General features: G+C 65.6%; 20 protein-coding genes. All 20 read left to right on the top strand.

Going from position 1 to position 25,267, the window contains the following annotated elements; all coding sequences use genetic code 11:
* Positions 1-26: 26 nt before the first annotated feature.
* The 20 genes from ACTDXD_RS02105 (at position 27) to ACTDXD_RS02010 (ending at position 25,183) form a co-directional block, all read left to right on the top strand.
* Positions 27-1,352, top strand: a complete 1,326-nt coding sequence (locus ACTDXD_RS02105) for an ATP-grasp domain-containing protein (protein ID WP_440125571.1) — start codon at positions 27-29, stop codon at positions 1,350-1,352.
* Between the two features lie 10 nt (positions 1,353-1,362).
* Complete coding sequence (locus tag ACTDXD_RS02100; RefSeq protein ID WP_440125570.1) at positions 1,363-3,411, top strand: CocE/NonD family hydrolase; 2,049 nt, start codon at positions 1,363-1,365, stop codon at positions 3,409-3,411.
* 105 nt (positions 3,412-3,516) lie between these two features.
* A complete protein-coding gene (gene mftE, locus ACTDXD_RS02095) occupies positions 3,517-4,203 on the top strand; it encodes a mycofactocin biosynthesis peptidyl-dipeptidase MftE (RefSeq protein ID WP_440125569.1) in 687 nt (228 codons plus the stop codon).
* Positions 4,200-5,618 carry a mycofactocin biosynthesis glycosyltransferase MftF gene (mftF, locus tag ACTDXD_RS02090; protein WP_440125568.1) on the top strand — a complete coding sequence of 473 codons (1,419 nt, stop codon included), beginning with the start codon at positions 4,200-4,202 and terminating at the stop codon, positions 5,616-5,618. Before mftE ends, mftF begins: the two co-directional genes overlap by 4 nt.
* A gap of 1 nt (position 5,619) precedes the next feature.
* Positions 5,620-7,119 (top strand): mycofactocin dehydrogenase MftG, encoded by a 1,500-nt coding sequence (mftG, locus tag ACTDXD_RS02085; protein WP_440125567.1) that lies wholly within the window; start codon positions 5,620-5,622, stop codon positions 7,117-7,119.
* A 36-nt stretch (positions 7,120-7,155) separates the two neighbouring features.
* A complete protein-coding gene (locus tag ACTDXD_RS02080) occupies positions 7,156-8,469 on the top strand; it encodes a GAF domain-containing protein (RefSeq protein ID WP_440125566.1) in 1,314 nt (437 codons plus the stop codon).
* 69 nt (positions 8,470-8,538) lie between these two features.
* Positions 8,539-10,062 carry an aldehyde dehydrogenase gene (gene adh, locus ACTDXD_RS02075; RefSeq protein WP_440125565.1) on the top strand — a complete coding sequence of 508 codons (1,524 nt, stop codon included), beginning with the start codon at positions 8,539-8,541 and terminating at the stop codon, positions 10,060-10,062.
* Positions 10,063-10,150: 88 nt separating this feature from the next.
* On the top strand, positions 10,151-10,684 hold the full coding sequence (locus ACTDXD_RS02070; protein WP_440125564.1) for a DUF779 domain-containing protein: 534 nt from the start codon (positions 10,151-10,153) through the stop codon (positions 10,682-10,684).
* A gap of 95 nt (positions 10,685-10,779) precedes the next feature.
* Positions 10,780-12,195 carry an ethanolamine ammonia-lyase subunit EutB gene (locus ACTDXD_RS02065; protein WP_440125563.1) on the top strand — a complete coding sequence of 472 codons (1,416 nt, stop codon included), beginning with the start codon at positions 10,780-10,782 and terminating at the stop codon, positions 12,193-12,195.
* A 5-nt stretch (positions 12,196-12,200) separates the two neighbouring features.
* Positions 12,201-13,013, top strand: a complete 813-nt coding sequence (gene eutC / locus ACTDXD_RS02060) for an ethanolamine ammonia-lyase subunit EutC (RefSeq protein ID WP_440127499.1) — start codon at positions 12,201-12,203, stop codon at positions 13,011-13,013.
* A gap of 88 nt (positions 13,014-13,101) precedes the next feature.
* A complete protein-coding gene (locus tag ACTDXD_RS02055; RefSeq protein WP_440125562.1) occupies positions 13,102-13,650 on the top strand; it encodes a hypothetical protein in 549 nt (182 codons plus the stop codon).
* A gap of 200 nt (positions 13,651-13,850) precedes the next feature.
* Positions 13,851-15,185 carry an MFS transporter gene (locus ACTDXD_RS02050; RefSeq protein WP_440127498.1) on the top strand — a complete coding sequence of 445 codons (1,335 nt, stop codon included), beginning with the start codon at positions 13,851-13,853 and terminating at the stop codon, positions 15,183-15,185.
* A 144-nt stretch (positions 15,186-15,329) separates the two neighbouring features.
* Complete coding sequence (locus ACTDXD_RS02045; protein WP_440125560.1) at positions 15,330-16,988, top strand: AMP-binding protein; 1,659 nt, start codon at positions 15,330-15,332, stop codon at positions 16,986-16,988.
* Positions 16,985-18,622, top strand: coding sequence for a sigma-54-dependent Fis family transcriptional regulator (locus tag ACTDXD_RS02040; RefSeq protein ID WP_440125558.1), 1,638 nt, complete (start codon positions 16,985-16,987; stop codon positions 18,620-18,622). Before ACTDXD_RS02045 ends, ACTDXD_RS02040 begins: the two co-directional genes overlap by 4 nt.
* 98 nt (positions 18,623-18,720) lie before the next feature.
* A complete protein-coding gene (locus ACTDXD_RS02035) occupies positions 18,721-20,220 on the top strand; it encodes an aldehyde dehydrogenase family protein (protein WP_440125556.1) in 1,500 nt (499 codons plus the stop codon).
* A gap of 60 nt (positions 20,221-20,280) precedes the next feature.
* Entirely contained in the window at positions 20,281-21,393 is a 1,113-nt protein-coding gene (locus ACTDXD_RS02030; protein WP_440125555.1) for an NDMA-dependent alcohol dehydrogenase, read from the top strand.
* A 122-nt stretch (positions 21,394-21,515) separates the two neighbouring features.
* Positions 21,516-21,788, top strand: coding sequence for a GlsB/YeaQ/YmgE family stress response membrane protein (locus ACTDXD_RS02025; RefSeq protein ID WP_440125553.1), 273 nt, complete (start codon positions 21,516-21,518; stop codon positions 21,786-21,788).
* A gap of 166 nt (positions 21,789-21,954) precedes the next feature.
* Positions 21,955-22,815 (top strand): HpcH/HpaI aldolase/citrate lyase family protein, encoded by an 861-nt coding sequence (locus ACTDXD_RS02020; RefSeq protein ID WP_440125551.1) that lies wholly within the window; start codon positions 21,955-21,957, stop codon positions 22,813-22,815.
* A 5-nt stretch (positions 22,816-22,820) separates the two neighbouring features.
* Positions 22,821-24,767 carry an acetoacetate--CoA ligase gene (locus tag ACTDXD_RS02015; protein WP_440125549.1) on the top strand — a complete coding sequence of 649 codons (1,947 nt, stop codon included), beginning with the start codon at positions 22,821-22,823 and terminating at the stop codon, positions 24,765-24,767.
* 65 nt (positions 24,768-24,832) lie between these two features.
* A complete protein-coding gene (locus ACTDXD_RS02010) occupies positions 24,833-25,183 on the top strand; it encodes a hypothetical protein (RefSeq protein ID WP_440125547.1) in 351 nt (116 codons plus the stop codon).
* Positions 25,184-25,267 lie beyond the last annotated feature (84 nt).

Raw genomic sequence — 25,267 nt, 5'->3', positions numbered from 1 at the left:
GAGCGTACTCATTGCCGGACTGCCCGATGTTTGCACTCTCGCCGATCGGGCACCCATCGATGATGGCAAAGAACGTATTCGTCCTCGGCGTGACCGACCAGCAGCGTGAAGAGCTCGGCACGGTCAGCGACGCGGAAGAACTGAAGTTTCACGGATTGCTCGACTATCACACTCTTGTAGACCCCGACTCCTACGTGTTCGCGGACCTGCTCGACGAAGCGCGGCGCCAACTCGACGAGTTCCCCGGTAGCGTCGACGCGATCATCGCCCATTGGGACTTCCCGACCAGCGTTCTCGCCCCGATTCTCGCTGCCGAACGCGGGCTGCCCGCGCCGAGTCTGCGCAGTGTGCTCGAGTGCGAGCACAAGGCATGGAGCCGGCTGACCCAACGCGAGGTCATCCCCGAGTGTGTTCCGGCGTTTTCGATGTTCGACCCGTTCGATGACAACCCTCTCGAGACCCTCGAGCTCGACTTCCCGTTCTGGGTCAAGCCCGTGAAGTCCCACTCGTCACAGATGGGGTTCGAGATCCGCAACGCGGAACAGTTCGAGGCGGCACTCGAGGAGATCCGGGAGAACATCGGTTTGGTGGGGGACGCATTCGACGAAGTCCTGGCCATGGTCGACCTCCCCGATGAGCTGGGCGGCAGCGGAGGTAAGTCCTGCTTGGCCGAACAGATCATCACCGGTGTCCAGATTGCTCCGGAAGGGACGATGTTCCGCGGCGAATACCAGATCCACGGTGTGTTCGACATGCGCAAGGACGCGGAGGGGCACAGTTTCGATCGTCTCGACTATCCCGGGTCGTCCGTACCCGAGGCGGTGCAGGACCGCATGATCGACCTGACCGAGCGCTACCTGCGGCACATCGGATTCGACAACGGATGTTTCAACAGCGAGTTCATGTGGGACGAGAAGACGGACACGCTTTCGATCATCGAGGTGAACACACGAATCTCTCAGTCGCACAGCGACCTTTTCATCAAGGTGGACGGAACGTCCAACCACGAGGTGGCGATCGACATCGCGTTGGGCCGGAAACCACGTATCGTTCCGCGCCAGGGCAACTACGCGGTGGCGACCCAATGTCATATCGGCTACTACTCCGACGGAATCGTGCGGAAGATTCCAGGGGAAGACGACATCGCACGGCTCCTCGAACGAATCCCCGACACCGTCGTTTCCTTGAAGGTCGCTCCGGGCGATCGGCTCTCCGAGCTGCCGAACCAGGACGGGTACCGCACGAAGCTGGCGACCTTGTCCATCGGAGCCGGGTCTACCGACGAACTCGCGAAGTTCTTCGAGCTTGCCACCGAGCTGTTGCCCTTCGATATCGAACCCGTTCCGGAATAGGAGGGTCTGTATGCAGACCGTGACGTCATTTCCCCACGACGTGCGCGTCATCGAGAACACGTTCATCACGATGCCCGACGGAACGCGGCTCTCTGCACGGATCTGGCTGCCGGAGGACGCCGAGCGGAATCCGGTTCCTGCTGTGCTGGAATACATTCCATACCGTCATCGCGACACCACTCGCGCACGCGACGACCTGAACCACCCCTACATCGCAGGCCACGGGTATGCCAGCGTGCGGGTGGATCTGCGTGGCAGTGGCAACTCCGACGGAGTGCTCGAAGACGAGTACCTCCCGGCGGAACAGGACGACGCCTGTGTGGTGATCGACTGGCTCTCGAAACAACAGTGGTGCGACGGCAACGTCGGCATGATGGGGATTTCCTGGGGCGGTTTCAACAGCCTGCATGTCGCCGCGAAGCGGCCTCCGGCACTCAAAGCGATCATCACGGCGTCCGCCACCGACGATCTGTATGTCGACAACATGCACTACATGGGAGGGTGCCTGTTGTCCGACAATCTCTCCGAGGCAACCGTGATGTTCGCGTTCAACAGCATGGCGCCCGACCCGGAGATCGTCGGCGACAGGTGGCGCGACATGTGGCTGGAGCGACTGCGGGGAAGTGGCCTCTGGGTCGAGAAATGGCTCGAGCATCAGCATCGCGACGACTACTGGAAGCGCGCGTCGATCAACGAGAACTATTCCGATGTGGCGTGTCCGGTCTTCGCCGTCGGTGGCTGGGCGGACGGCTACACGAACGCCATCTTTCGCTTGATGGAGAATCTCGACGTGCCACGTAAGGGACTGATCGGTCCGTGGGGCCACAAGTACCCGCACCTGGGCGTCCCCGGCCCCGCGATCGGATTCCTCCAGGAAGTCGTGCGGTGGTGGGACCACTGGCTCAAGGGTGTGGACAACGGGGTCATGGACGAACCGATGTTGCGCATGTGGCGTCAGGACAGCGTCCCGCCGCATCCGTCCTACCCGGAACGACCCGGAACATGGATCGCCGAGCCGTGCTGGCCATCGCCGCAGGTGGAGGATCGTGAGTACACGATCACCCGGTTCGGCCTCGACCCTGAACTCGGTGCGGGAGAGTCGTCCGCGACCCGGGAGCTGACCGTGCGGTCGCCGATGAGTGTCGGGATGGCAGGCGGCAAATGGGCATCCTATGCCGCGACCCCCGACCTGCCGTCCGACCAGCGCGAAGAGGACGGCGGTGCCCTGGTGTTCGAAACGGATCCGCTCACCGAATCGCTCACCGTTGTGGGACTGCCGAAGCTCGACCTGACGGTGTCGGCCGACAAGCCTGTTGCCATGGTCGCGGCTCGGTTGAGCGACATCGCCCCTGACGGACAGGCCACTCGAGTGACCTACGGGCTGCTCAACCTCACACATCGGGACGGCAGCGCCGACCCGCAACCGGTCGAGCCCGGTCGCCGATACGAGGTGCGGGTCAAACTCAACGGCATGGCTCACGAGTTCCCGGCGGGACACCGTGTGAGGTTGTCGATCTCGACGTCGTACTTCCCACTCGTATGGCCGTCACCGGAGGCGGCGACGGTCACGTTGGTGACCGGCGACAGTCGGCTCATACTGCCCACCCGTCCCGGTCGTGTCGCCGAGGACGCGGCGCTTCGGCCGTTCGGGGAACCCGAGGCGGCCGAGCCGCTGAGCGTGACACAAGTCGAGACGGGCGAGCACCACTGGCGTACGACGCGGGACCTCGAGACTGCGGTGACAACCCTGGAGATCAAGGACGATCAGGGCGAGTTCGTCATCGATGAAACCGGAACCGTACTGCGGCGAGCCACCACCGAGTGGTTCAGTTTCCAGGGTAACGAGGTCGATTCGGCCCGCGGCGAGACCGAGACAGTGCGGTATCTGGGCCGGGGCGACTGGCAGACCGAGGTCAGGACACGCACGGTTCTCACCTCGACCCCCGAGGACTTCGTGATCACCGCCCAACTCGATGCGTACGAATTCGACCGTCTTCACGGCACAAGGCGCATCCACTCGGAGAACTGGAATCGCTCGATCCCTCGTCGCCTGGTATGAGTTTTCGTCGGCCCGGCCCGCCCTTGCAGGTCGGAACGGCAGGCAAGGCCGCGGGTGCTCGACCGGGTTACATGGCGGGGGGTGTCACCCCCTAGCATCGGAGCGGTGACACGGGAGCTTTCCACCGCCTACTGGCCGGACGTCGAACCCCACGGGGTGACGGTCGCGGTACCAGTGGGCGCGTTCGAACAGCACGGCCCCCACCTGCCCCTCGATACCGACACCCGCATCGCCGTGGCCGTGGCCGAGGCTTTGCCCGACGTTGCGCTCGCCCCGCCCCTTGCGTACGGCGCGAGTGGCGAGCACGAGGGGTTCGCGGGCACCGTGTCGATCGGCGCCGACGTCACCAAAGCGATGCTCGTCGAATACGGCCGCTCGGCATGCCGGTGGGCACAGCGGGTGCTGTTCGTCAACGGGCACGGCGGCAATGCGTATCCGCTGGCCGAGGCTGTCGCGCTGCTGCGTTACGAGGGCAGGGACGTCGCATGGTTGCCGTGCGCGGTTCCCGGTTCCGACGCGCACGCAGGCATCACCGAAACGAGCTTGATGCTGCATCTTGCTCCCGAAACGGTCGACATGAATCGTGCTGTAGCGGGCGCGACCGAATCGATCCGCACTTTGATGCCGCGGTTGCGCGAAGCCGGTATCGTTTCGGTGTCTGCGAACGGAGTGCTGGGTGATCCGGCCGGATCCACCGCCGAACTCGGGGCCGAGTTGTTCGCGAATCTGGTGGAGCGGGCGACCGCGCAGGTCGCCCGGTGGCAACCGGGGACGGAGGGGAGACTTCGGTGAGTCAGGCGACATCATCTCGGGTCGCGCACACTCGACTGGCCAGGCTTCCCGACGGCTTCGGGGTGCGTCTCGACCCGCGGGTACGCAAGTTCGCCGCTGGTCGTGTCCTGATCGGCGGTTCGCCCACTCGGATGCTCAAGCTCGCGCCCGCAGCGGCGTCGATGATCGACGGAGATTTCCTGAAAGTCGTCGATTCGCAGACGGCGGTGGTGGCGAGGCGTCTGCTGGACTCCGGTGTGGGAAACCCCCGGCCCGTCGTACTGCCGTCGATGTCCGACGTCACGGTGGTGATTCCCACCAAGGACAACGAAGCGGGCCTTCGTCGATTGCTACAGGCATTGCACGGCCACGAGGTCATCGTCGTCGACGACGGGTCCGATACTCCGATCAAGACGCCGGAGCGTGGCAAGGTTCGCGTGCTCCGCCACGATGTGTCGCGGGGTCCTGCCGCCGCACGGAACACCGGATTACGTGACGCATCAACGGAGTTCGTTGCGTTCCTCGATTCCGATGTCGTACCTCGGCTCGGATGGCTCGAAGCCGGACTCGGGCATTTCAGCGACCCGGCGGTCGCGTTGGTGGCCCCGCGCATCGTCGCACTCGACCCGGACAACGGCGCGCTCGCACGGTACGAGCACGCACGCTCGTCCCTGGATCTGGGCCGGCGCGAGGCCGCGGTGGTGGCGGGAGGTCCCGTCTCCTACGTCCCGAGTGCGGCTCTGCTCGTGCGCCGCGACGCCCTGGAGGCGTGCGGTGGATTCGACGAGTCGATGCAGGTCGCGGAAGACGTCGATCTGTGCTGGCGGCTGCAGGCCGACGGATGGCGACTGCGATACGAACCCATCGCGCGTGTCGCGCACGACCATCGGACCAAGTTCCGGAATTGGATCACTCGCAAGGCGTTCTACGGAACAGGCGCGGCTCCGCTGGCTGCCAGGCACCCCGGGTCGGTGCCGCCGATGGTGATGTCGATCTGGACGCTGCTCGCGTGTCTCGCACTGGCGACCTTCACCCGGATCGGAGTGGTCGGTGCACTGCTGACCCAGGTGGCGACGCTCGTGCGATTGCGCCGCATGTTCGCCGAGCTCGATCAGCCGACACGGATCGCCGCGGTCCTGACTGCTCAGGGGTTCGCAGGTGGTTTGTGGCAGGTCGCGTCGGCGGTATGCAGGCACTATTGGCCGGTGACGGTGGTCGCGTCGCTCTTTTCATCGAAGGTGCGGCGTGCTGTCCTGGCTTTTGCTGTGGCAGAGGGTATCTGGGACTGGATGGGGCACCGTGAAGAAGGTGGGATCGACCCGATCAGGTACGTTCTCTACAAGCGACTGGACGACCTGGCCTATGGCGCAGGGTTGTGGAAGGGTGTGATCGACGCCCGCGACCCGTCGGCGCTGATCCCCGACATCCGGAGCTGACATGGCCCCGCAGCGAGCCGACGTCGTGGTGATCGGCGGTGGCAGCTGCGGCTGCGTGGTCGCCGCAAGGCTGAGCGACGATCCCGAGCGTTCGGTGTTGCTGCTCGAAGCCGGCCGGGGATACGGTGCGGGGCACGCGCTTCCGCCGGAGCTGCGTTCTGCTGCAGAACTCCCGATCGGGCCCGAGAGTCATTGGGCTGCAGCGTATTCCGCGCGCCTCACGAAGGGGGTCGATGCGACTGTCGTGCGTGGCCGAGGCCTCGGAGGTTCCGGCGCGGTCAACGGCGCGTATTTCGTCCGTGCACGCCCGGGCGATTTCGAGTCATGGCCACGATCCTGGTCGTACGACGAGGTACTCCCGCATTTTCGGGCGATCGAATCGGATGCCGACTTCCCGGGCGGGATACACGGCAGCGATGGCCCCATCCCGGTCGTGCGCACGCCGCAGGACCGGCTCCACCCGGCTTCCGCGGCATTCCACGACGCAGCAGTGGCTGCCGGGCACCGGCCGGTCGCCGATCTCAATGCGCCGGGGCCGGTGGGGGTCGGGTGCGTGCCGATGAATGTGCGCGACGGCGTACGCCACGGCCCCTCGCTCGCCTATCTCGCACCCGTGATGGACCGGCCCAACCTTTCGGTGCGAACGGGAGCGAAGGTCGTCCGGATCGTACTGTCGAAGGGGCGCGCGACCGGGGTCGAGGTCGTGGACGGTGCGAGTGTCCGGAGGATCGACGCCGGGCACGTCGTCGTGTGTGCGGGCGCAGTGTGCTCGCCGCAGCTCTTGATGCTGTCGGGGATCGGACCTGAGCCCCGACTGCGGCGCCTGGGAATCGACGTCGTCCACGATCTTGCCGGAGTGGGGGAAGGATTCAGCGATCACCCCGAAATCGCCGTACCGTACCGATATCGGGACGGCATCCCGATGCGGGCACCGCTGTTGGAAACCGTGCTGCACACCGAGACGCTCGAATTCCGCGCATACACGGTGCCGTTCGGTGTGGCGATACCCGGCAGCGGCATTGCCGACCCGGTGCTCGGTGTTGTGCTCACACGGCCACGTAGTCGCGGAAGCGTGATGCTGGATCCGCAGGATCCGTCTGCGCCGCCCGTACTCGACTACCGCTATCTCGCGCACCCCGACGACCGCGCCACGCTGCGCGACGGTGTCTGCACTGCCGTCGACCTTCTGACAGACATGACGGATGTCGTTGCACCTGGCAGTGTCGCTGTCGAAGCAGGGGAGCGAGGACCCAGCGACGCGTGGCTCGCATCGCACCTGGGAACGTCGCTGCATCTGTCCGGCACGTGCCGCATGGGAGACGACGAGCGCTCTGTGGTCGACGAGAGATGCAGAGTCCACGGCATCGACGGGCTGAGCGTCGTCGACACCTCGGTGTTCCCCGAAGTGCCCAGTCGCGGCCCGCACGCGACCGCGGTGATGTTGGCCCACCGAGTCACAGCCGAACCGAACCGAGGATCCGGCCACACACTTCTGCTGTGATTCGGACTACAGTGGCCGCATGGAGGACGCTGCCGGATGACCGTTCGTGAGACCGCGACGACCAGCCCTGCGACGACGAACCCGTGGGTGGCGCTGCCCCCGGGGGAGGATGCAGCTGCGCATGCGCGAGCGGTGCTCCGCGCACACGGCACGATTGTCGGTGCGGCCGGAGAGGGCCGGCCCGACGGAGTGCGATCGATCGTGCACGACTCGTGGCTCCGGAGTCTGCAGCGGGGAATCGACCCCGATCTGGTCGCGCAGCCTGCGCTCCTCACCGGACACGATCTAGAGCAGTACCGTGCCGGCCATCCGATGGCACTCATCCGCCCGGTGGTGCGCAAGCTCCTCGTCGAGGATGCCGCCGACAGCGGTCTGCTCGTCGCCATCAGCGACGGACAGGGCCGGCTGCTGTGGGTGGAGGGTGATCACAGCGCGCGCGACCGCGCGCAGACCATGAGTTTCGTCGAGGGTGCGGACTGGAGCGAGGATCGCGTGGGCACCAACGCCCCGGGAACTGCCTTGGCACTGGATCATTCGGTGCAGATCTTCGCGGCCGAGCATTTCAATCGCGCGGTGCACGAGTGGAGTTGTTCGGCTGCGCCCGTGCACGACCCGGCCAGCGGCAGGATTCTCGGGGCCATCGACATCACCGGCGGCTCGCGGGTGGCGGTCCCGGAAGTCCTGCAGCTGGTCCGCGCGACCGTGGCTGCAGCCGAAGCCGAGCTTCGGCTGCACATGATGACCTCGCCGCACCTGTTCGCCTCCTCGGCACCGCGACTCGACACATTCGGCTCGGGCAGGCCGACTCTCCGCAACAGCGACGACCGGATTCACCTGTCGCAGCGGCACGCCGAGATCCTGCTGATCCTCACAGACCATCCCGAAGGGCTGAGTTCGGACCGGCTCGCAGTATTGCTCGACGAGAACGAGCTGGACTCCGTCACGATTCGAGCCGAAATGTCCCGTCTGCGGAAGGTACTCGGATCGGAGCATCTCGGGTCTCGGCCGTATCGGTTGCTCACGGAACTGGACACGGACGTAACGGAAGTGCGCCGCGCGCTCGATCGCGGTGACGCCGAGTCGGCCGTCCGTCTCTACAGTGGCCCGGTGCTGCCGGGTTCCGATGCGCCGGGCATCGTGGAGATCCGCGAGGATCTGCGCACCCGGGTGCAGGCAGCATTGCTGCGGGGCGGTGACCCGGGTCTGCTTGCCCGGTGGACAGCCTCGATACACGGACGTGACGATCTGGCGGCGTGGTCGGCGTATCTGACCACCCTCGCTCCGACTTCTCCGCAGTACGCACAGGTCAAGGCAAAGATCGATCGATTGGATCTGCGGCTCGCAACGTAGTTGCAACCTCGGCGATCGTAGTGTTTCGAATCACACCACCCGGCCATACGACGCTGTAGGAGATGCACCATGACCGTGTACTCGCGCCCCGGTTCACCCGACGCCCTGATGTCCTTCCAGTCCAGGTACGACAACTGGATCGGGGGTCAGTGGGTCGCGCCGGTGAAGGGAGAGTACTTCGAGAACGTCACCCCGGTGACCGGCCAGGTGTTCACCGAGGTTGCCCGCGGCACCGAGGAGGACATCGAACTCGCCCTGGATGCCGCCCACGCCGCCGCACCGGCGTGGGGCAAGACCTCGCCCGCCGAGCGCGCCGTGATCCTCAACAAGATCGCCGACCGCATCGAGCAGAACCTCGAATCCATCGCGCTCGCCGAGTCGTGGGACAACGGCAAGCCGATTCGTGAGACCCTCAACGCGGACATTCCGCTCGCGATCGACCACTTCCGCTATTTCGCGGGTGCGATTCGTGCGCAGGAAGGTTCGATCTCGGAGATCAACTCCGACACCGTCGCCTACCACTTCCACGAGCCACTCGGCGTCGTCGGTCAGATCATTCCGTGGAACTTCCCGATTCTCATGGCCGTATGGAAGCTTGCGCCCGCTCTGGCCGCAGGCAACGCGATCGTCCTCAAGCCTGCCGAGCAGACTCCCGCGTCGATTCTTCACCTGGTTTCGATCATCGGCGATCTGCTGCCCCCGGGCGTGCTGAACATCGTCAACGGGTTCGGTGTCGAGGCCGGGAAGCCGCTCGCGTCGAGTCCCCGCATCCGCAAGATCGCGTTCACCGGCGAAACCACGACCGGACGCCTGATCATGCAGTACGCGTCGCAGAACCTCATCCCCGTCACGCTCGAACTCGGCGGCAAGAGCCCCAACATCTTCTTCTCCGATGTCCTCTCGGCGAACGACGACTACCAGGACAAGGCCCTCGAAGGCTTCACGATGTTCGCCCTCAACCAGGGCGAGGTGTGCACGTGCCCCTCGCGTGCCCTCATCCAGCAGGACATCTTCGACGACTTCCTGTCGCTCGCGGCGGTCCGCACCAAGGCGGTCAGGCAAGGCGACCCGCTCGACACCGACACGATGATCGGTGCGCAGGCGTCCAACGACCAGCTGGAGAAGATCCTGTCGTACATCGAGATCGGCAAGAGTGAGGGTGCCAAGGTCATCACCGGTGGTGAGCGGGCCGACCTCGGCGGCGATCTCTCGGGTGGCTACTACGTGCAGCCCACGATCTTCCAGGGCGACAACTCGATGCGGATCTTCCAGGAGGAGATCTTCGGTCCGGTCGTGTCGGTCACGTCGTTCGGTGACTTCGACGACGCGATCAAGATCGCGAACGACACGCTCTACGGTCTCGGCGCAGGCGTGTGGTCGCGCGACGGTGGCGTCGCCTACCGTGCCGGTCGCGAGATCCAGGCGGGCAGGGTGTGGACCAACACCTACCACCAGTACCCCGCACATGCCGCATTCGGTGGATACAAGCAGTCGGGCATCGGTCGCGAGAACCACCACATGATGCTCGATCACTACCAGCAGACGAAGAACCTCCTCGTGTCCTACGCCCCGAAGGCGCAGGGATTCTTCTGACCCGACCCCGGCGCCTGCCACGCTCCGGCGGGGCGGGCGCCGGTTCCATGCGCCCGAGATATCCATCCGCCGACAACGGGAGGTTCACATGCCCGCTCCGCTTCGCGTGATCGCGACGGGAAGTGCCGTCGATCTGCTTCGACGATTGTCGAATCGGTCCGGGGCGCTCATGATGCACCAATCCGGCGGCTGCTGCGACGGATCTGCGCCGATGTGTTATCCCGACGGCGATTTCATCGTCGGCGACCGTGATGTACTGCTCGGTGTCCTCGATCTGCGGCTCGAAGTGGGAGAGATCGCCCCCGATCTTCCGTCCGGCGAAGACGCGGTTCCGGTGTGGATCTCGGGTTCGCAGTTCGAGGCGTGGAAACACACGCAACTCGTCGTCGACGTGGTGCCCGGACGTGGGTCCGGATTCAGCTTGGAGACCCCCGAAGGCCTCCGATTCCTCAGTCGAGGGCGCGCTTTCACCCCCGAGGAACACGTGTTGTTCGACGACGAGCAACTCCTGCTCGGCAAGCACTGGGACGCGGGCGTTCGGCCGGTGCCTGCTACCGAGCCGCTCGTGGTCGCGACGGCCGCCGACGCCTGTCCCGTACCGGGAGCGACGCCACCGGCATAACGTCGTTCGACACGGACACCGCGTCGCCGCGCCTGACGAGACGGAATGCGCGACGATGTGGGTCCGAACCGTCGACGAACGCGGAGGTGATGCTGATGACGACCTATCGTCAGCGATTGGCGGGGACCACCTACGAGTTCCACGGATTGGTCGATCTCCTCGCGAAAGCAACGCCGCGCAGATCCGGGGACGAACTCGCCGGGTGCGCTGCCGGGACGGAAGCCGAACGCGTCGCCGCGCAGTGGGCCCTCGCCGAGGTTTCCCTCGGCACGTTCCTCACCGAGACAGTCGTGCCGTACGAGAGCGACGAGGTCACCCGGCTGATCCTCGACCGGCACGACGCCGACTCGTACCGCCCCGTCGCGCACCTGTCCGTCGGTGCCCTGCGCGACTGGCTGCTCGATTCTGCCTCCAGGCCCGGTGCCGCTTCTGTCCTTGCTTCCATCTCGCGGGGACTGACGCCCGAAATGGTCGCGGCTGTCAGCAAACTCATGTCGAATCAGGATCTCGTCGCGGTCGCCCGCGTGATCGAGGTCACCTCTGCTTTCCGCACGACCATCGGGTTGCCCGGACGCCTCTCGACCCGTCTGCAGCCCAACCATCCCACCGATGATCCGCGAGGTATCGCCGCGGCGACCCTCGACGGTCTGCTCCTCGGATGCGGCGATGCCGTCATCGGCATCAATCCCGCCACCGACTCGCGACACGCAACGTCGGAGCTGCTGCACCTGCTCGATGACATCCGCATACGGTTCGGCATCCCGATGCAGTCGTGCGTGCTCTCGCATGTCACCACCACGGTCGCTCTGATCGAGGCGGGCGCACCCGTGGACCTGGTGTTCCAGTCGATCGCGGGCACCCAGGGCGCCAATACCGGATTCGGAATAGATCTGAGTCTGCTCAGCGAGGCGAACGCCGCGGGCAGGTCGCAAGAACGCGGGACCGTCGGTGACAACGTGATGTACTTCGAAACCGGGCAGGGCTCGGCGTTGTCGACGGGGGCCCACCTGGGGACGGACGGCAGGCCCGTCGACCAGCAAACCCTCGAGACGCGAGCGTATGCGGTGGCGCGCGAATTCGATCCACTGCTCGTCAACTCTGTCGTGGGCTTCATCGGTCCCGAGTACCTCTACGACGGCAAGCAGATCATCAGGGCCGGCCTCGAAGACCACTTCTGCGGCAAGCTGCTCGGCCTGCCCATGGGGGTCGACGTGTGTTATACCAACCATGCCGAGGCCGACCAGGACGACATGGACACGTTGCTCACCCTGCTCGGTGTCGCCGGGGTGTCCTTCGTGATCACGGTGCCCGGCGCCGACGATGTCATGCTCGGATACCAATCTCTGTCTTTCCACGACGCGTTGTACGCGCGGAGAGTTCTCGGGCTCCGCGCCGCGCCGGAGTTCGAATCGTGGTTGCAGGGTCTCGGCATGGCCGACGACGCGGGTCGCATCCTGCCGGTCGATGTCGCATCGTCGCCGTTGCGTGCACTCACCGGAGATGTGACGTGAGCGCGATCGGTCCCCGCAGTAGCTGGGGCGACCCCAGTAGCTCGGGTGGTCCCGGTGGCGCGGGCGACTTCTGGACGGCGCTGCGCACGTCGACGCGGGCACGCATCGGGCTCGGCCGCGCCGGCGATGCCCTCTCCACGCCCAGGGTTCTGGAGTTCCGCGCCTCGCACGCAGAGGCGCGCGACGCAGTGCACCGTGAACTCGATGTCGCCGCGTTGACGCAGCAGGTGGAGGACGCGGATCTCGGTTCACCGGTGCTCGTGGCGAGCCGGGTCCGGGACCGCAACGAGTATCTGCGTCGCCCCGATCTCGGACGGCTCCCCGGCAACCTGGCGCACCTGCCTACCGCAGGCGCCGACGTCGGACTCGTTCTTGCCGACGGGCTTTCGGCTCATGCGCTCGAAGCGCACGGCGTACCCACGGCCCGGGCAATCGTGGACGCGCTGCCGCGCCACCTGTCGGTTGCATCCCCGGTGATCGCGACGTCGGCGAGGGTCGCGCTCGGTGACCATATCGGTGCCGCGCTCGGTGTGCAGACCGTGGTGGTTCTCATCGGTGAGCGCCCGGGACTGTCGTTCGCCGACAGCCTCGGTGTCTACCTGACGCATCACCCCCGGCCGGGTCGTTCCGACTCCGAGCGCAATTGTGTGTCGAACGTGCATCCTCCGGATGGTCTCGGGCACTCGCAAGCCGCGCGGGTGGTGGCGAACCTGGTCGGCGGAGCACGGCGCTTGGGGCGCTCGGGCATCGATCTCGAGGACACCAGTGTGCGCGACGTGGCGCAGGGTGGCAGCCCCGGTCTCGGACCCGGTGGGTGAGAATCGAGGCCGAACCGGTCCCGGTTCATACGTGAGGCGGGTTCGGCCCGCCTGGTCAGAGCCCCGACGGGGCGACGAGGAGTGAGATATGGCCTTCGCGGGCAACGTGGACGAGTTGGCACTGCTGCAGACGGTGCGGTTGAAGAAGCAGGTTTCTGCGGAGGTGCTGGCCGCGCATCTGGGTGTGTCGGTCTCGTCGGGGCAGGCGGCGCTCGCAGCGCTCGTCGAGCAAGGTAAAGCTGCATCGTCGGACGGCGGTGTCTCGCTGACCGACAAAGGCTTCGCGGAGCTGTCCGACCAGCTCGATGCGGAGCGTGTGTCCATCGACGAAGATTCGATCGCGGAGCTGTTCGAGCAGTTCGGCCCGCTCGACGAAACGCTGTCGAAGCTGCTCGAAGACCCGGATTCCGACGGCTTCCTCGACGCGTTGCTCGACGTCGATCGGAAGGCTCAGAACCTGTTCGACGACGTGTCGGCATTCGTTCCTCGTCTGTCGCGATACCAGGATCTCTTCGCGGAGGCGCTCGAGAAGATCAAGGGCGGCTCACTGGCGTGGGCGACCGCGGGCAGTATCGACTCGTACGCGACGGTGTGGCGGGAGATGCGCGCCGAGCTCGAAGGGGCATCCGGGAACTGACCGGAGATAGTTCGTTCGACTCACTATGTGACGCTTTTCACAGCCACCCCCTTTCGGGGGTGGTGTGGGGGTGAGGCGGATCACTAGTTTTCCTCCCAATCCGCGGCGACGTAGCCGACCGCGGTCAGGACGGACAACGGAGGATCCACGTGACCACTGTGTCGACACCCGGGGCGGGCGAGCCCTCAGCGGAACAGGCGGTGGAGGCCGGTCGTCCCGGTCCCACTGCCACCGCATCAACCGGTAACGGGGGAGGGCCGGGTATACGTCGTGTCGCGATTGCGAGCTGCATCGGCACGACGATCGAGTTCTACGACTTCTTCATCTACGGCACTGCCGCAGCGCTCGTGTTCCCCACCGTGTTCTTCCCCGCGCTCGGTGCCACCGCCGGCACAGTTGCGTCGTTCGCTACCTTCGCGGTGGCGTTCGTCGCCCGCCCTGTCGGAGCCATGCTCTTCGGTCACTTCGGCGACCGCATCGGCCGCAAGAAGACGCTCGTCTCGACCCTTCTCCTCATGGGCATCGCGACGCTGCTCATCGGCCTTCTGCCCGGTGCCGACACCATCGGTGTCGCGGCTCCGATCATCCTCGTGCTTCTGCGGTTCGCACAGGGCTTCGCGGTCGGTGGTGAATGGGCCGGTGCCACACTGCTGACCGCCGAATATGCCCCGCCGGGCAAACGCGGGCTCTACGCGATGTTCCCGCAGCTCGGTCCGGCTATCGCGTTCGCGCTCTCGAGCGGAACCTTCCTTTTCACCGGTCTCGCGTTGGGCGACACCAACGAGGCGTTCCTCACCTACGGGTGGCGGATCCCGTTCCTGTTCAGCATCGTTCTCGTCGCGATCGGCCTCTACATGCGCCTCGCTATCGAGGAGACACCGGTGTTCCGCGCCGAGACAGAAGCCCGCGCCGCCGAGCCCGAGCAGAAGCGCTCCCTGCCCTTCCTGGACGCCCTGCGCCACCAGACGAAGGAAATCCTCCTCTCGGCCGGTGCTCTCGCGATCATGTTCGCTTTCTTCTACATGGGCACCGCCTACCTCACGAGTTACGCGACGTCGACTCTCGGCTTCGACCGGCCGTTCGTTCTCATGGTGGGAATCGCATCATCGGTGGTCTTCGGTGCGGCGATCGTGCTGTCTGCGCTCTACTCCGACCGGTTCGGCCGGAGGCGCGTGATCATGGTGTCGTGCGGATTCTCCGTTGTCTGGGCTCTGGCACTGTTCCCGCTGCTCGACACGGGCTCCCCGGTCGCGTTCGTCGTAGGCATGATGGTCACCCTCGCGATCTTCGGTATCGCCTACGGACCGTGCGGTGCGCTGCTGCCCGAGATGTTCCACACCCGGTACCGCTACACCGGCGCCGGACTCGGCTACAACCTCGCCGGTGTGCTCGGCGGCGCCATCCCGCCGATGATCGCCGCCCCGCTCGCGGCTGCGTACGGCGGTATCGCGATCGGCGTCATGCTCATGGTGATCGGTCTCGTGAGCTTCGTCTGCACCGCGGCCCTCGTCGAGACCCGCGACCGAGCGCTCTAGGAGCGGGCGCCTTCCCCGAGGTCCTCGGGGAAGGCGCTGTCAGTCGTCAGCAGCTGTCCAGAATCCGCACACCTGCGGCCGTGAAAAGACGAGGATGGTGGAAGAACCCGTCTGTCCGGCCGCGCCCACCGCAGGAGAGTCATCATGACCGGTATCGCCACCCCCGCACTGCCCAGCTACGACTCCGGGGCATGGGATGTCCCATTGCTGGGCGACACCATCGGCGACAACCTCGACCGCACCGTCGCCCGGCACGGCGACCGCGACGCACTCGTAGAGCGAGCCACCGGCCGGCGCTGGACATACTCCGAGTTCGCCGCCGAGGTCGACACCCTGGCCCTCGGACTGCTGCGCGCGGGAATCGGCAAAGGCGACCGTGTCGGAATCTGGGCTCCCAACTGCGCCGAATGGACGTTCGTGCAGTATGCCACCGCCAAGATCGGCGCGGTGCTCGTCAACATCAACCCCGCGTATCGCTCGCACGAACTGCAGTACGTGCTTGCGCAGGCGGGCATCCGGATGCTGATCTCCGCACCGGAGTTCAAGACCTCCGACTACGCCGCGATGATCGATCAGGTGCGAGGTGAGTGCCCAGACCTCGAGCAGGTCGTACTGATCGGCCGTTCGGAGTGGGACGAGCTCGTCGCCGGGGGTCGGGCGGCGCTGAAAACCGATCGGTCACCGCTCGATGCAGCCCGGACGGAACTGTCCCCCGACGACGCGATCAACATTCAGTACACGTCCGGAACCACCGGATTTCCCAAGGGGGCGACCCTCAGTCACCACAACATTCTCAACAACGGATTCTTCGTCGGGGAGCTGTGCCACTACACCGAGCAGGACAAGGTGTGCATCCCCGTGCCGTTCTACCATTGCTTCGGCATGGTCATGGGCAACCTCGCGTGCACGAGTCACGGTGCGACCATGGTGATTCCCGCGCCGGCGTTCGATCCGGCCGCCACCCTCGCGGCCGTCGCCGAAGAACGCTGCACGTCGTTGTACGGCGTGCCGACGATGTTCATCGCCGAACTCGCCGACCCGTCCTTCGACACCGTCGATCTGTCCTCCCTGCGCACCGGCATCATGGCAGGCTCGCCGTGTCCGACGGAAGTGATGAAGCAGGTCATGGAGCGAATGGGCATGAGCGAGGTGTCCATCTGTTACGGGATGACCGAGACGTCGCCGGTGTCGCTGCAGACCCGCAGTGACGACACCATCGAGCAGCGCGTGTCCACCGTCGGGAGGGTCGGACCGCACATCGAGGTCAAGATCGTCGACCCCGCGACCGGGCTCACCGTGCCGCGCGGTGAACCGGGGGAGCTGTGCACGCGCGGATACTCGGTGATGCTGGGGTACTGGGAGCAGGCGGAGAAAACTGCAGAAGCCATCGACACGGCGCGCTGGATGCACACGGGCGATATCGGAGTGATGGATTCCGACGGCTACGTGTCCGTCACCGGCCGGATCAAGGACATGGTGATCCGCGGCGGCGAGAACATCTATCCGCGTGAGATCGAAGAATTCCTCTACACACACCCCGATATCCTCGATGCCCAGGTCGTGGGTGTTCCGGATGAGAAGTACGGCGAGGAACTGATGGTGTGGGTGCGCTTGCGCGAGGGCGCCGATGCGTTCGACGCCGACGCGCTGCGCGAATTCTGCACCGGCAAACTCGCGCACTACAAGATCCCACGTTATGTCCACATCGTCGACGAGTTCCCCATGACGGTCACCGGCAAGATCCGCAAGGTCGAGATGCGTGAGGTGTCGGTCGCGCTCCTCGAGGAGGCCGATCGCAGGTGAACCCGTTGCGGCCCGAGATCGCGCTGTCCTGGAAGCGTTCCGAGCTGAGCGGTCTTGATCCGGGGCACCTTCCCGAGCCCACACTGCTGGGCCCATCCGACACCTCCGGTCGGCTGCGCAGCGCGGCTCGGCCGGTGCTCGACGAACTCGGTGTGCAACTGTCCGGGACCGAGTGCTGCATCATTCTGGTCGATCGTGACTGCCGGATCGTGACCCGCGTGTTCGACTCTGCAACCATGCAACGTGCCATGGACGATCTCGGTGTTCTTCCCGGCGCGGAGTTGAGTGAAGAGACGTTCGGCACGAATGCGCTCGGAACGCCGCTCGAGGTGAGGCAAGGGCTCGTCGTGCACGGGGAGGAACACTTTCTCGAGCCGCTCAAGGGATTCAGCTGCTACGGCCATCCATTGGTCCACCCCGTCACCCGCAGGATCGAGGGCATTCTCGACATCACGGCGGTCGGGAAGACCGCGAATCCCCTGTTCGCGCCAGTTGTGGCCCGCGCGGCACGCGATATCGAAGCGCGCCTGCTCGAGAGTGCCCGCGAAGCGGACCAGCGAGTGGTCGAGGCATTCCAACGCGCGGCGCAGCGGCGCGGGCTCGCCGTTGCGGCGATGGGCGAGGACATCATGCTCACCAACAAGGCCGCCGTGGATCTGCTCGTTCCGGCGGATCATGCAGCGTTGCGCGCGATCGCGATGGACCTACCCTCCGGTGAGTCGCGAACCATGGACTTCGCACTCACCGCGGGTGGTCGCACCACCCTGAGGGTCGACCGCATTCCCGGTATCGACGGCAGCGCGCTGTTCCTCCTCGACGCCACAGGAGACCGGAAGCCGGTGCGTCGAACTGCGGTGGCCCAGACCACGTCGAGCAGTCTCCGAGGCGAGCTCGGGCGTGCCCGCGCCGGCGCCGGCAGCGTTGTCGTCGTCGGCGAACCCGGCAGCGGACGTACCTGGGCGGCCCGTGAATTCTCGGGCCACAGTGGAATTTTCGTCGACGCTGCGCGCATCGTCGCACAAGGGCAACGGGAGTGGTCGGCAGCGCTGCTGGCGACCGTCGACGGGGCAACGAGCGAGGACGTGGTGGTGGTCGAGCATGTGCACTCGGCTCCGGACCCCGTCCTGGGATTGCTCGTCTCCGTGCTGGAATCGGGACCGAGATTCGTGTTCACATCGGACCCCCTCGACACGGTGCGCGAGCCGGTCCGTGAACTCCTCGCACGATGCGCCAGGCAAGTGCGAATTCCTGCACTGCGCCAACGTATCCGGGAGATCGGCGACCTCGCGGCGGCACTTGCAGATGAGCTCGGCAGACCCGACATCCGTCTCGGTCCGGGGGCGGTCGCGGCGCTGGCAGGTCGTTCGTGGCCGGGCAACCTCGCCGAACTCCGCGCGGTGCTCGCCGGAATTCCGGAACGTGAGTCGTCGCTGCCGCTCCGCGCCGAAGATCTCGCACCGGAATACCGCAGCAGCGGCCGAGTGGCGAAACTCGGTGGCCTCGAACGCGCCGAACGTGAAGCAATCATCGACGCGTTGCGCGACAGCGGCGGGAACAAGGTTCATGCCGCGGCGCGACTCGGTATCAGCCGCACCACGCTGTACAGCCGGATCAAGGCACTCGGCATCGTCTGACGTCGTGACGGGCCCTGGCGAGTGTCCAAACCTTGGACAGTTCGGAGACACCCCTCCGGGGAAGTATGACTCGTGTCACACTACTTCTGGAGGTTCGTATGACTGCCGTGGCCGAATACACCGTCGCCCCGCGCGTCCGAGAGTTCCTTTCCGCAACCCGACGCCTCTACATCGGCGGCGAGTTCGTCGATGCTGCGTCGGGTCGCGTGTTCGCCACCTGCGACCCCGCCAACGGCGACAAGCTCGTCGACGTCGCTCACGGCGGCCCGGAAGACATCGACCGAGCCGTCCGCGCGGCCCGCTCCGCATTCGACCACGGTCCGTGGCCGAGCATGAAGGCAGCCGAACGTGAGCGGATGATCTGGCGGGTAGGCGATCTGCTGACCGAGCGCGCCGAGGAATTCGGTCAGCTCGAAGCACTCGACAACGGCAAATCTGCTGCGATCGCTGCGGCGGTCGATACGGCCTGGTCCGCCGACATCTTCCGTTACTACGCGGGCTGGGCCACCAAGATCGAGGGCAGCACCGTCAACGTGTCGATGCCGTTCGTGCCCGGCGGCGAATTCCACGCCTACACCCTGCGCGAACCGGTCGGCGTGTGCGGACTGATCGTGCCCTGGAACTTCCCGCTTCTCATGGCCGCGTTCAAACTTGCGCCTGCGCTCGCAGCAGGCAACACCGTCATCCTCAAACCGGCCGAGCAGACACCGCTGACCGCACTGCTCCTCGCCGAAGTGTTCGAGGAGGCCGGCTTCCCGCCCGGCGTCGTCAATGTCGTGACGGGGTTCGGAGATGCGGGCGCCGCGCTCTCCGCGCATGACGGGGTGGACAAGATCGCGTTCACGGGCTCCACAGAGGTCGGGAAGAAGGTCGTCGATGCCGCGAAGGGCAACCTGAAGAAGGTTTCGCTCGAACTCGGCGGCAAGAGCCCCAACATCGTGTTCGCCGACGCGGATTTCGACGCGGCGGTCGCAGGGTCGCTCGATGCATGGTTGTTCAATCACGGTCAATGCTGTGTCGCAGGAACGCGCCTGTTCGTCGAGCGGCCCATCTTCGATCAGTTCACCGAGGCGATGGCCGATGCCGCGAGCAAGGTGAAGATCGGTCCGGGCATGGATCCGGCCACCCAGCTCGGACCCCTGGTCTCGCAAGAACAGCTGGATCGCGTCACCGGCTTCCTGCGCGAAGGCCTGACCGACGGAGCACGTGCGCTGACCGGCGGACAACGCTGGGGTGACAAGGGCTTCTTCGTCGAACCGACCGTCCTCGTCGATGTACGGCCCGAGTTCAGTGTGGTGCGAGAAGAGATCTTCGGACCGGTCGTCTCCGCGATGCCCTTCGATGCCGAAGGTGGTATCGACGCTGCCGCCAACGACTCGATCTACGGTCTCGCCGCGGGGATCTGGACACGTGACCTGTCGAAGGCCCACCGCACTGCCCGCCGGCTGAAAGCCGGATCGGTGTGGGTCAACCAGTACAACGGCTTCGATACCGCCATGCCCTTCGGCGGGTTCAAGCAGTCGGGCTGGGGACGCGAACTCGGCGCGAGCGCGATCGACCTCTACACGCAGACCAAAGCTGTGAACATTGCGCTCTGAACCCGAAGGCGCCCCGAATCCCACACGTGCTGAAACAACAGCGAGACAACGGAGGACGAGATGAAGACCAAAGCCGCAGTACTGCTCGAAGCGGGCAAGCCGTTCGAACTGATGGAGCTCGAACTCGACGGACCCGGCCCAGGAGAGGTCCTGATCAAGTACACCGCTGCGGGCCTGTGCCACTCCGATCTGCATCTGACCGACGGAGACCTCCCACCGCGCTATCCGATCGTCGGGGGCCACGAAGGATCCGGCATCATCGAGGAGGTCGGTCCCGGAGTCACCAAGGTCAAGCCCGGAGACCACGTGGTGTGCAGCTTCATTCCCAACTGCGGAACGTGCCGATACTGTTCGACGGGCCGTCAGAACCTGTGCGACATGGGCGCGACCATCCTCGAAGGATCGATGCCCGACGGATCCTTCCGATTCCATTCGGGCAGCACTGATTTCGGAGCCATGTGCATGCTGGGCACGTTCTCCGAGCGGGCCACGATCTCGCAGCACTCGGTGGTCAAGGTCGACGACTGGCTGCCCCTGGAGACCGCTGTCCTCGTCGGCTGCGGTGTACCGTCAGGATGGGGCACCGCGGTGTACGCCGGTGATGTGCGTGCCGGCGACATCGTCGTCATCTACGGCATCGGAGGCCTCGGGATCAATGCCGTCCAAGGCGCGGTCCACGCCGGAGCGAAGTACGTCGTGGTGGTCGACCCCGTCGAGATGAAGCGCGACGCTGCCCTGAAGTTCGGAGCAACGCATGCTTTCTCCACCGCAGCGGAGGCCGCGGAGAAGGTCAACGAGTTGAGTTGGGGACAGGGTGCCGATGCCGCGCTGATCCTGGTGGGCACCGTCGACGAGGAAGTCGTGTCGGCGGCAACCGCGGTCATCGGCAAGGGTGGCACGGTGGTGATCACCGGCCTGGCCGATCCCGAGAAACTCACCGTGCACGTGTCCGGCACCGACCTGACGTTGTTCCAGAAGACCATCAAGGGCTCGCTGTTCGGTTCGGCCAACCCGCAATACGACATCGTGCGGCTGCTGCGCCTCTACGACGCGGGACAACTGAAACTCGACGAGCTGGTCACCACCCGGTACACACTCGACGAGGTCAATCAGGGATACCAGGATCTGCGGGACGGCAAGAACCTTCGAGGTGTGATCATCCACGCCTCGTGATCAGGTCCCGTCCCCGCAACTTTCGGTAGTCGATCTTCCGAATTCGCCCCGTAGTCACTACGTGGACGCACACACTGGAAGACAGTTCGTCGCGGCAAGATCATCTACGAGAGGAGCGCGCGATGTTCTGGGAAATCGTCGGCACCATAATTTTCGGTGCGGTCATCGGTGTGCTGGCCCGGCTCGTGATCCCGGGCAAGCAGTCGATGGGCATGATCATCACGGTCATCATCGGCATCGTCGGCGCCCTCATCGGTTACTGGGTCTGGGGCGCGATCTCGTCGGAAGGTAACGAGGACACAGGTGGTATCGACTGGATCCGCTGGATTATCAGTATCGCGGCCGCAGTGGTCCTTACCCTGATCTACACATCGATGACCAGGGCGAGGAGTTGATCTACAACGCTTGACGGCATCGAGCCGATGGCCCCGCCGGAGAAGTCCGGGTCGGGGCCATCGTCGTCTTCGAGGACATGCCGCGCACCGGGCCACGGGAGGTGAGCAGAACCGCACCATCGCACCGTGCCCCACCGGCACAATGGACGCACAGGAAGGCGACGACATGAGCATGATCCCGGGACCCGCATGGTTGTTCTGCCCCGCAGATCGCCCGGAGCGCTACGGCAAGGCCGCCGCGACCGCAGATGTCGTAGTCCTGGATCTCGGCGACTCGGTCGCACCGGCCGACAAGGACTACGCTCGCCGGTCCCTTCTCGACCGGTCGCTCGATCCGGCGCGCACGGTCGTCCGCGTCGGCCCATCCGGCACCGACGAGCATCGCCGCGACCTGCGGGCCCTTGCCGACACCCCGTACACCCGGGTGATGCTCGCGCGATGCGAATCACCGGAGCAGGTAACGGCACTTGCCCCGCTCGAGGTGATCGCGCTCGTCGATTCGCCACGCGGCGCGCTCGCGGTCGCCGAGATCGCACTGGCGATGGGCACCATCGGTGTCATGTGGGGTGCGGAGGCGCTTGCTGTTGCGCTCGGCGGGCAGGGTATCCGGCACGCGGACGGCACCTACCGCGACGTCGCAAAGCATGTCAGGTCCTCGGTTCTGCTTGCGGCGAAAGCGTATGGCCGCTGGGCGCTGGACGCTGCCTGTCCCGACCTCGGGGACCATGCCGGACTCCGCAGCGAGACACTCGATGCGGCCGCCGTCGGTTTCGATGCGAAGGTCGCGATCCACCCCGATCAGGTGGGCGTCATCCGCGCCGCATACGCGCCGAGCAGTGAGTCGGTCGAGTGGGCTCGCGGAGTCCTCGCGGCGGTGCCCGAGTCGCGAGGCGCATTCCGGTTCGAGGGACAGATGGTGGACGCGCCCGTGCTGCGTCACGCCGAACAGATCCTTCACCGATCAGTGGAGGCGCGCGCCAACGATTACCGAGCGGACCGTACCGAGGTCGAGCCGGAACGGAGGTGACGGTGATGGTCCGGCAACAGTGGGTGCCCACCGAGGTGGACTTCGCGGAAGCCAGGGTGACGGCATTCGGCCGCTTCGTCGAACAACGACACGCTGTGCAGCTGCCGGACTACGACACACTCTGGCAATGGTCGATCGAGCACTCCTGCGAGTTCTGGCAGGCCGTGTGGGACTGGTTCGAAATCCGCGGCGGCACCTACCCCGGACCTGCACTCGCCGATGCCACGATGCCCGGAGCAGTGTGGTTTCCGGGGGCCCGGCTGAACTACGCCGCGCACGTCTTCCGCAACGCTCGTGAGGATCGCCCGGCGATCGTCCACATCGACGAGGACGGACAGCGTCGAGAGACGAGCTGGGCACAATTGCACCGGGAGACCGCAGCCCTCGCAGCCACACTCCGTGAGTACGGGGTCACAACAGGAGACCGGGTCGTCGGCTACCTGCCCAATATTCCCGAGGCGATCATTGCACTGCTCGCCACCGCAGGAATCGGTGCCGTGTGGTCCGCCTGCGGGCAGGACTACGCCGCCCCCGCCGCGCTCGATCGGCTCGGCCAGCTCGAACCGAAGGTCCTCGTCACCGCGGACGGCTACCGGTACAACGGTCGCCGACACGATCGGATCGCCGAGATCGTCTGGTTGCGTGAACACATGCCCGGCCTCGAGATGACGGTGCTCGTCGCCCGCAGCGAGACCTCCGGTGACACCCTGCTCGATCCGGGCATTCTCACCTGGGAAGAGGCAACCGCAGGCGAACATGAACTCGAGCCCGTCCCGGTGCCGTTCGACCACCCGCTGTGGACGGTGTTCTCGTCCGGTACCACGGGTCTGCCCAAGGGCATCGTGCACGGGCACGGGGGAGTGTTGCTCGAGCACCTCAAGGCGCTGTCGCTGCACCTCGACATCGGCCACCGCGACACATTCTTCTGGTACACGAGCCCGAGCTGGATGATGTGGAACTTCCTCGCGGCGGGACTGCTGGTCGGCGCCACGATCGTCTGTTACGACGGCGCCCCCTCCTACCCGGACGTCGACCGGCTGTGGCGGATCACGGCCGACGAACACGTCACAGTCTTCGGGACGAGCCCCGGCTACGTCCTCGCGTGCATCAAAGCGGGCATCGTCCCGCGTCGAGAACACGACCTCTCCGCTCTCCGCGGGGTCGGTATCACCGGCTCGACGTTGCCGCCCACATCCTCGCTGTGGCTGGGCGAGAACGCAGGTGAGCGGGTCCAGGTCATGTCCATCACCGGCGGCACCGACGTGGTGTCGGCGTTCATCGGATCGGTCCGGACCGTGCCGGTGTGGCCGGGGGAGCTGTCGGTGCCGTGCCTCGGCGTCGCCGTCGATGCATTCGACGCCGCGGGTCGTCCGGTGCGCGGCGAGGTGGGCGAGCTCGTGATCACCGCGCCGATGCCGTCGATGCCGGTTCGATTCTGGAACGATCCTGATGGCACCCGGCTCCGCGAGGCGTACTTCTCCGTGTACCCGGGTGTGTGGCGGCACGGAGACTGGATCTCCATCACCGAGCGCGGCTCTGTTCGGATGCACGGGCGCTCCGATGCGACGCTGAATCGGCACGGGGTCCGGATCGGTACAGCCGACATCTATCAGGTGGTCGAAGCCTTGCCGGAGATCGTCGAGGCGCTCGCGCTGGGAGTCGAGCGACCTTACGGCGAATACTGGATGCCCCTGTTCGTCGTCCTCGCCGACGGGGTGACCCTCGACGAGGCTCTTCGCGAGCGGATCCGCAATGAACTTCGGATTCGGGTCTCGCCCCGGCATGTACCGGACGAGATCCTTGCCGCACCGGGCGTCCCACATACCCGAACCGGTAAGAAACTCGAGGTTCCGATCAAGCGGATCCTGCAGGGAGCCGACGCCGCGGCGACCGTCGAGCGAACAGCGATCGACGTTCCGGAACTCCTCGAGTGGTACCGCGATCAGGGGTGAAGTACACCACGTCGTGAGTGCTGCCTTACTGGACAGGTAGCGCCTGAAATGTTCGGATTGCGGCCATGGACGTCGCCATCAAGATCCTTCTGATCCTGCATTTCATCGGCCTCGCCGGAATCATCGGCTCGTGGCTCGCGGTCATCAAGGAGCCGCGTGTCGTGATGGGCATGCTGCACGGCGCGATCCTTCAGGTGGTGACGGGGATCGCCCTCGTGGGCTTGCGTGAAGCGCAGGACACGGTCGAGGTGAACCACATGAAGATCGGGATCAAGCTCGTGATCGCGTTGGTGATCCTCGCCGTCGCGGTCGTCGGCCTGAAGAAGGAGAAGCGCGACCCCGGTTCCACTGCTGCGCTCGCCCACGTGGCAGGTGGACTCGGCATCCTCAACGTGATCATCGCGGTCGTGTGGTGATCCTCCTCTCATCGTCCAGGCGACGGCGCCGTGTCCTGCCTGCGACCGCTCGTGTGCTGGTCCGAACCCTGTAGATTGGGCCGG

It is taken from the genome of Rhodococcus sp. SJ-3, assembly GCF_051918125.1.
GTDB lineage: Bacteria > Actinomycetota > Actinomycetes > Mycobacteriales > Mycobacteriaceae > Rhodococcus.
The sequence above is the reverse complement of the archived record's forward strand: the minus strand, read 5'-3'. Positions and strand labels throughout refer to the sequence as shown.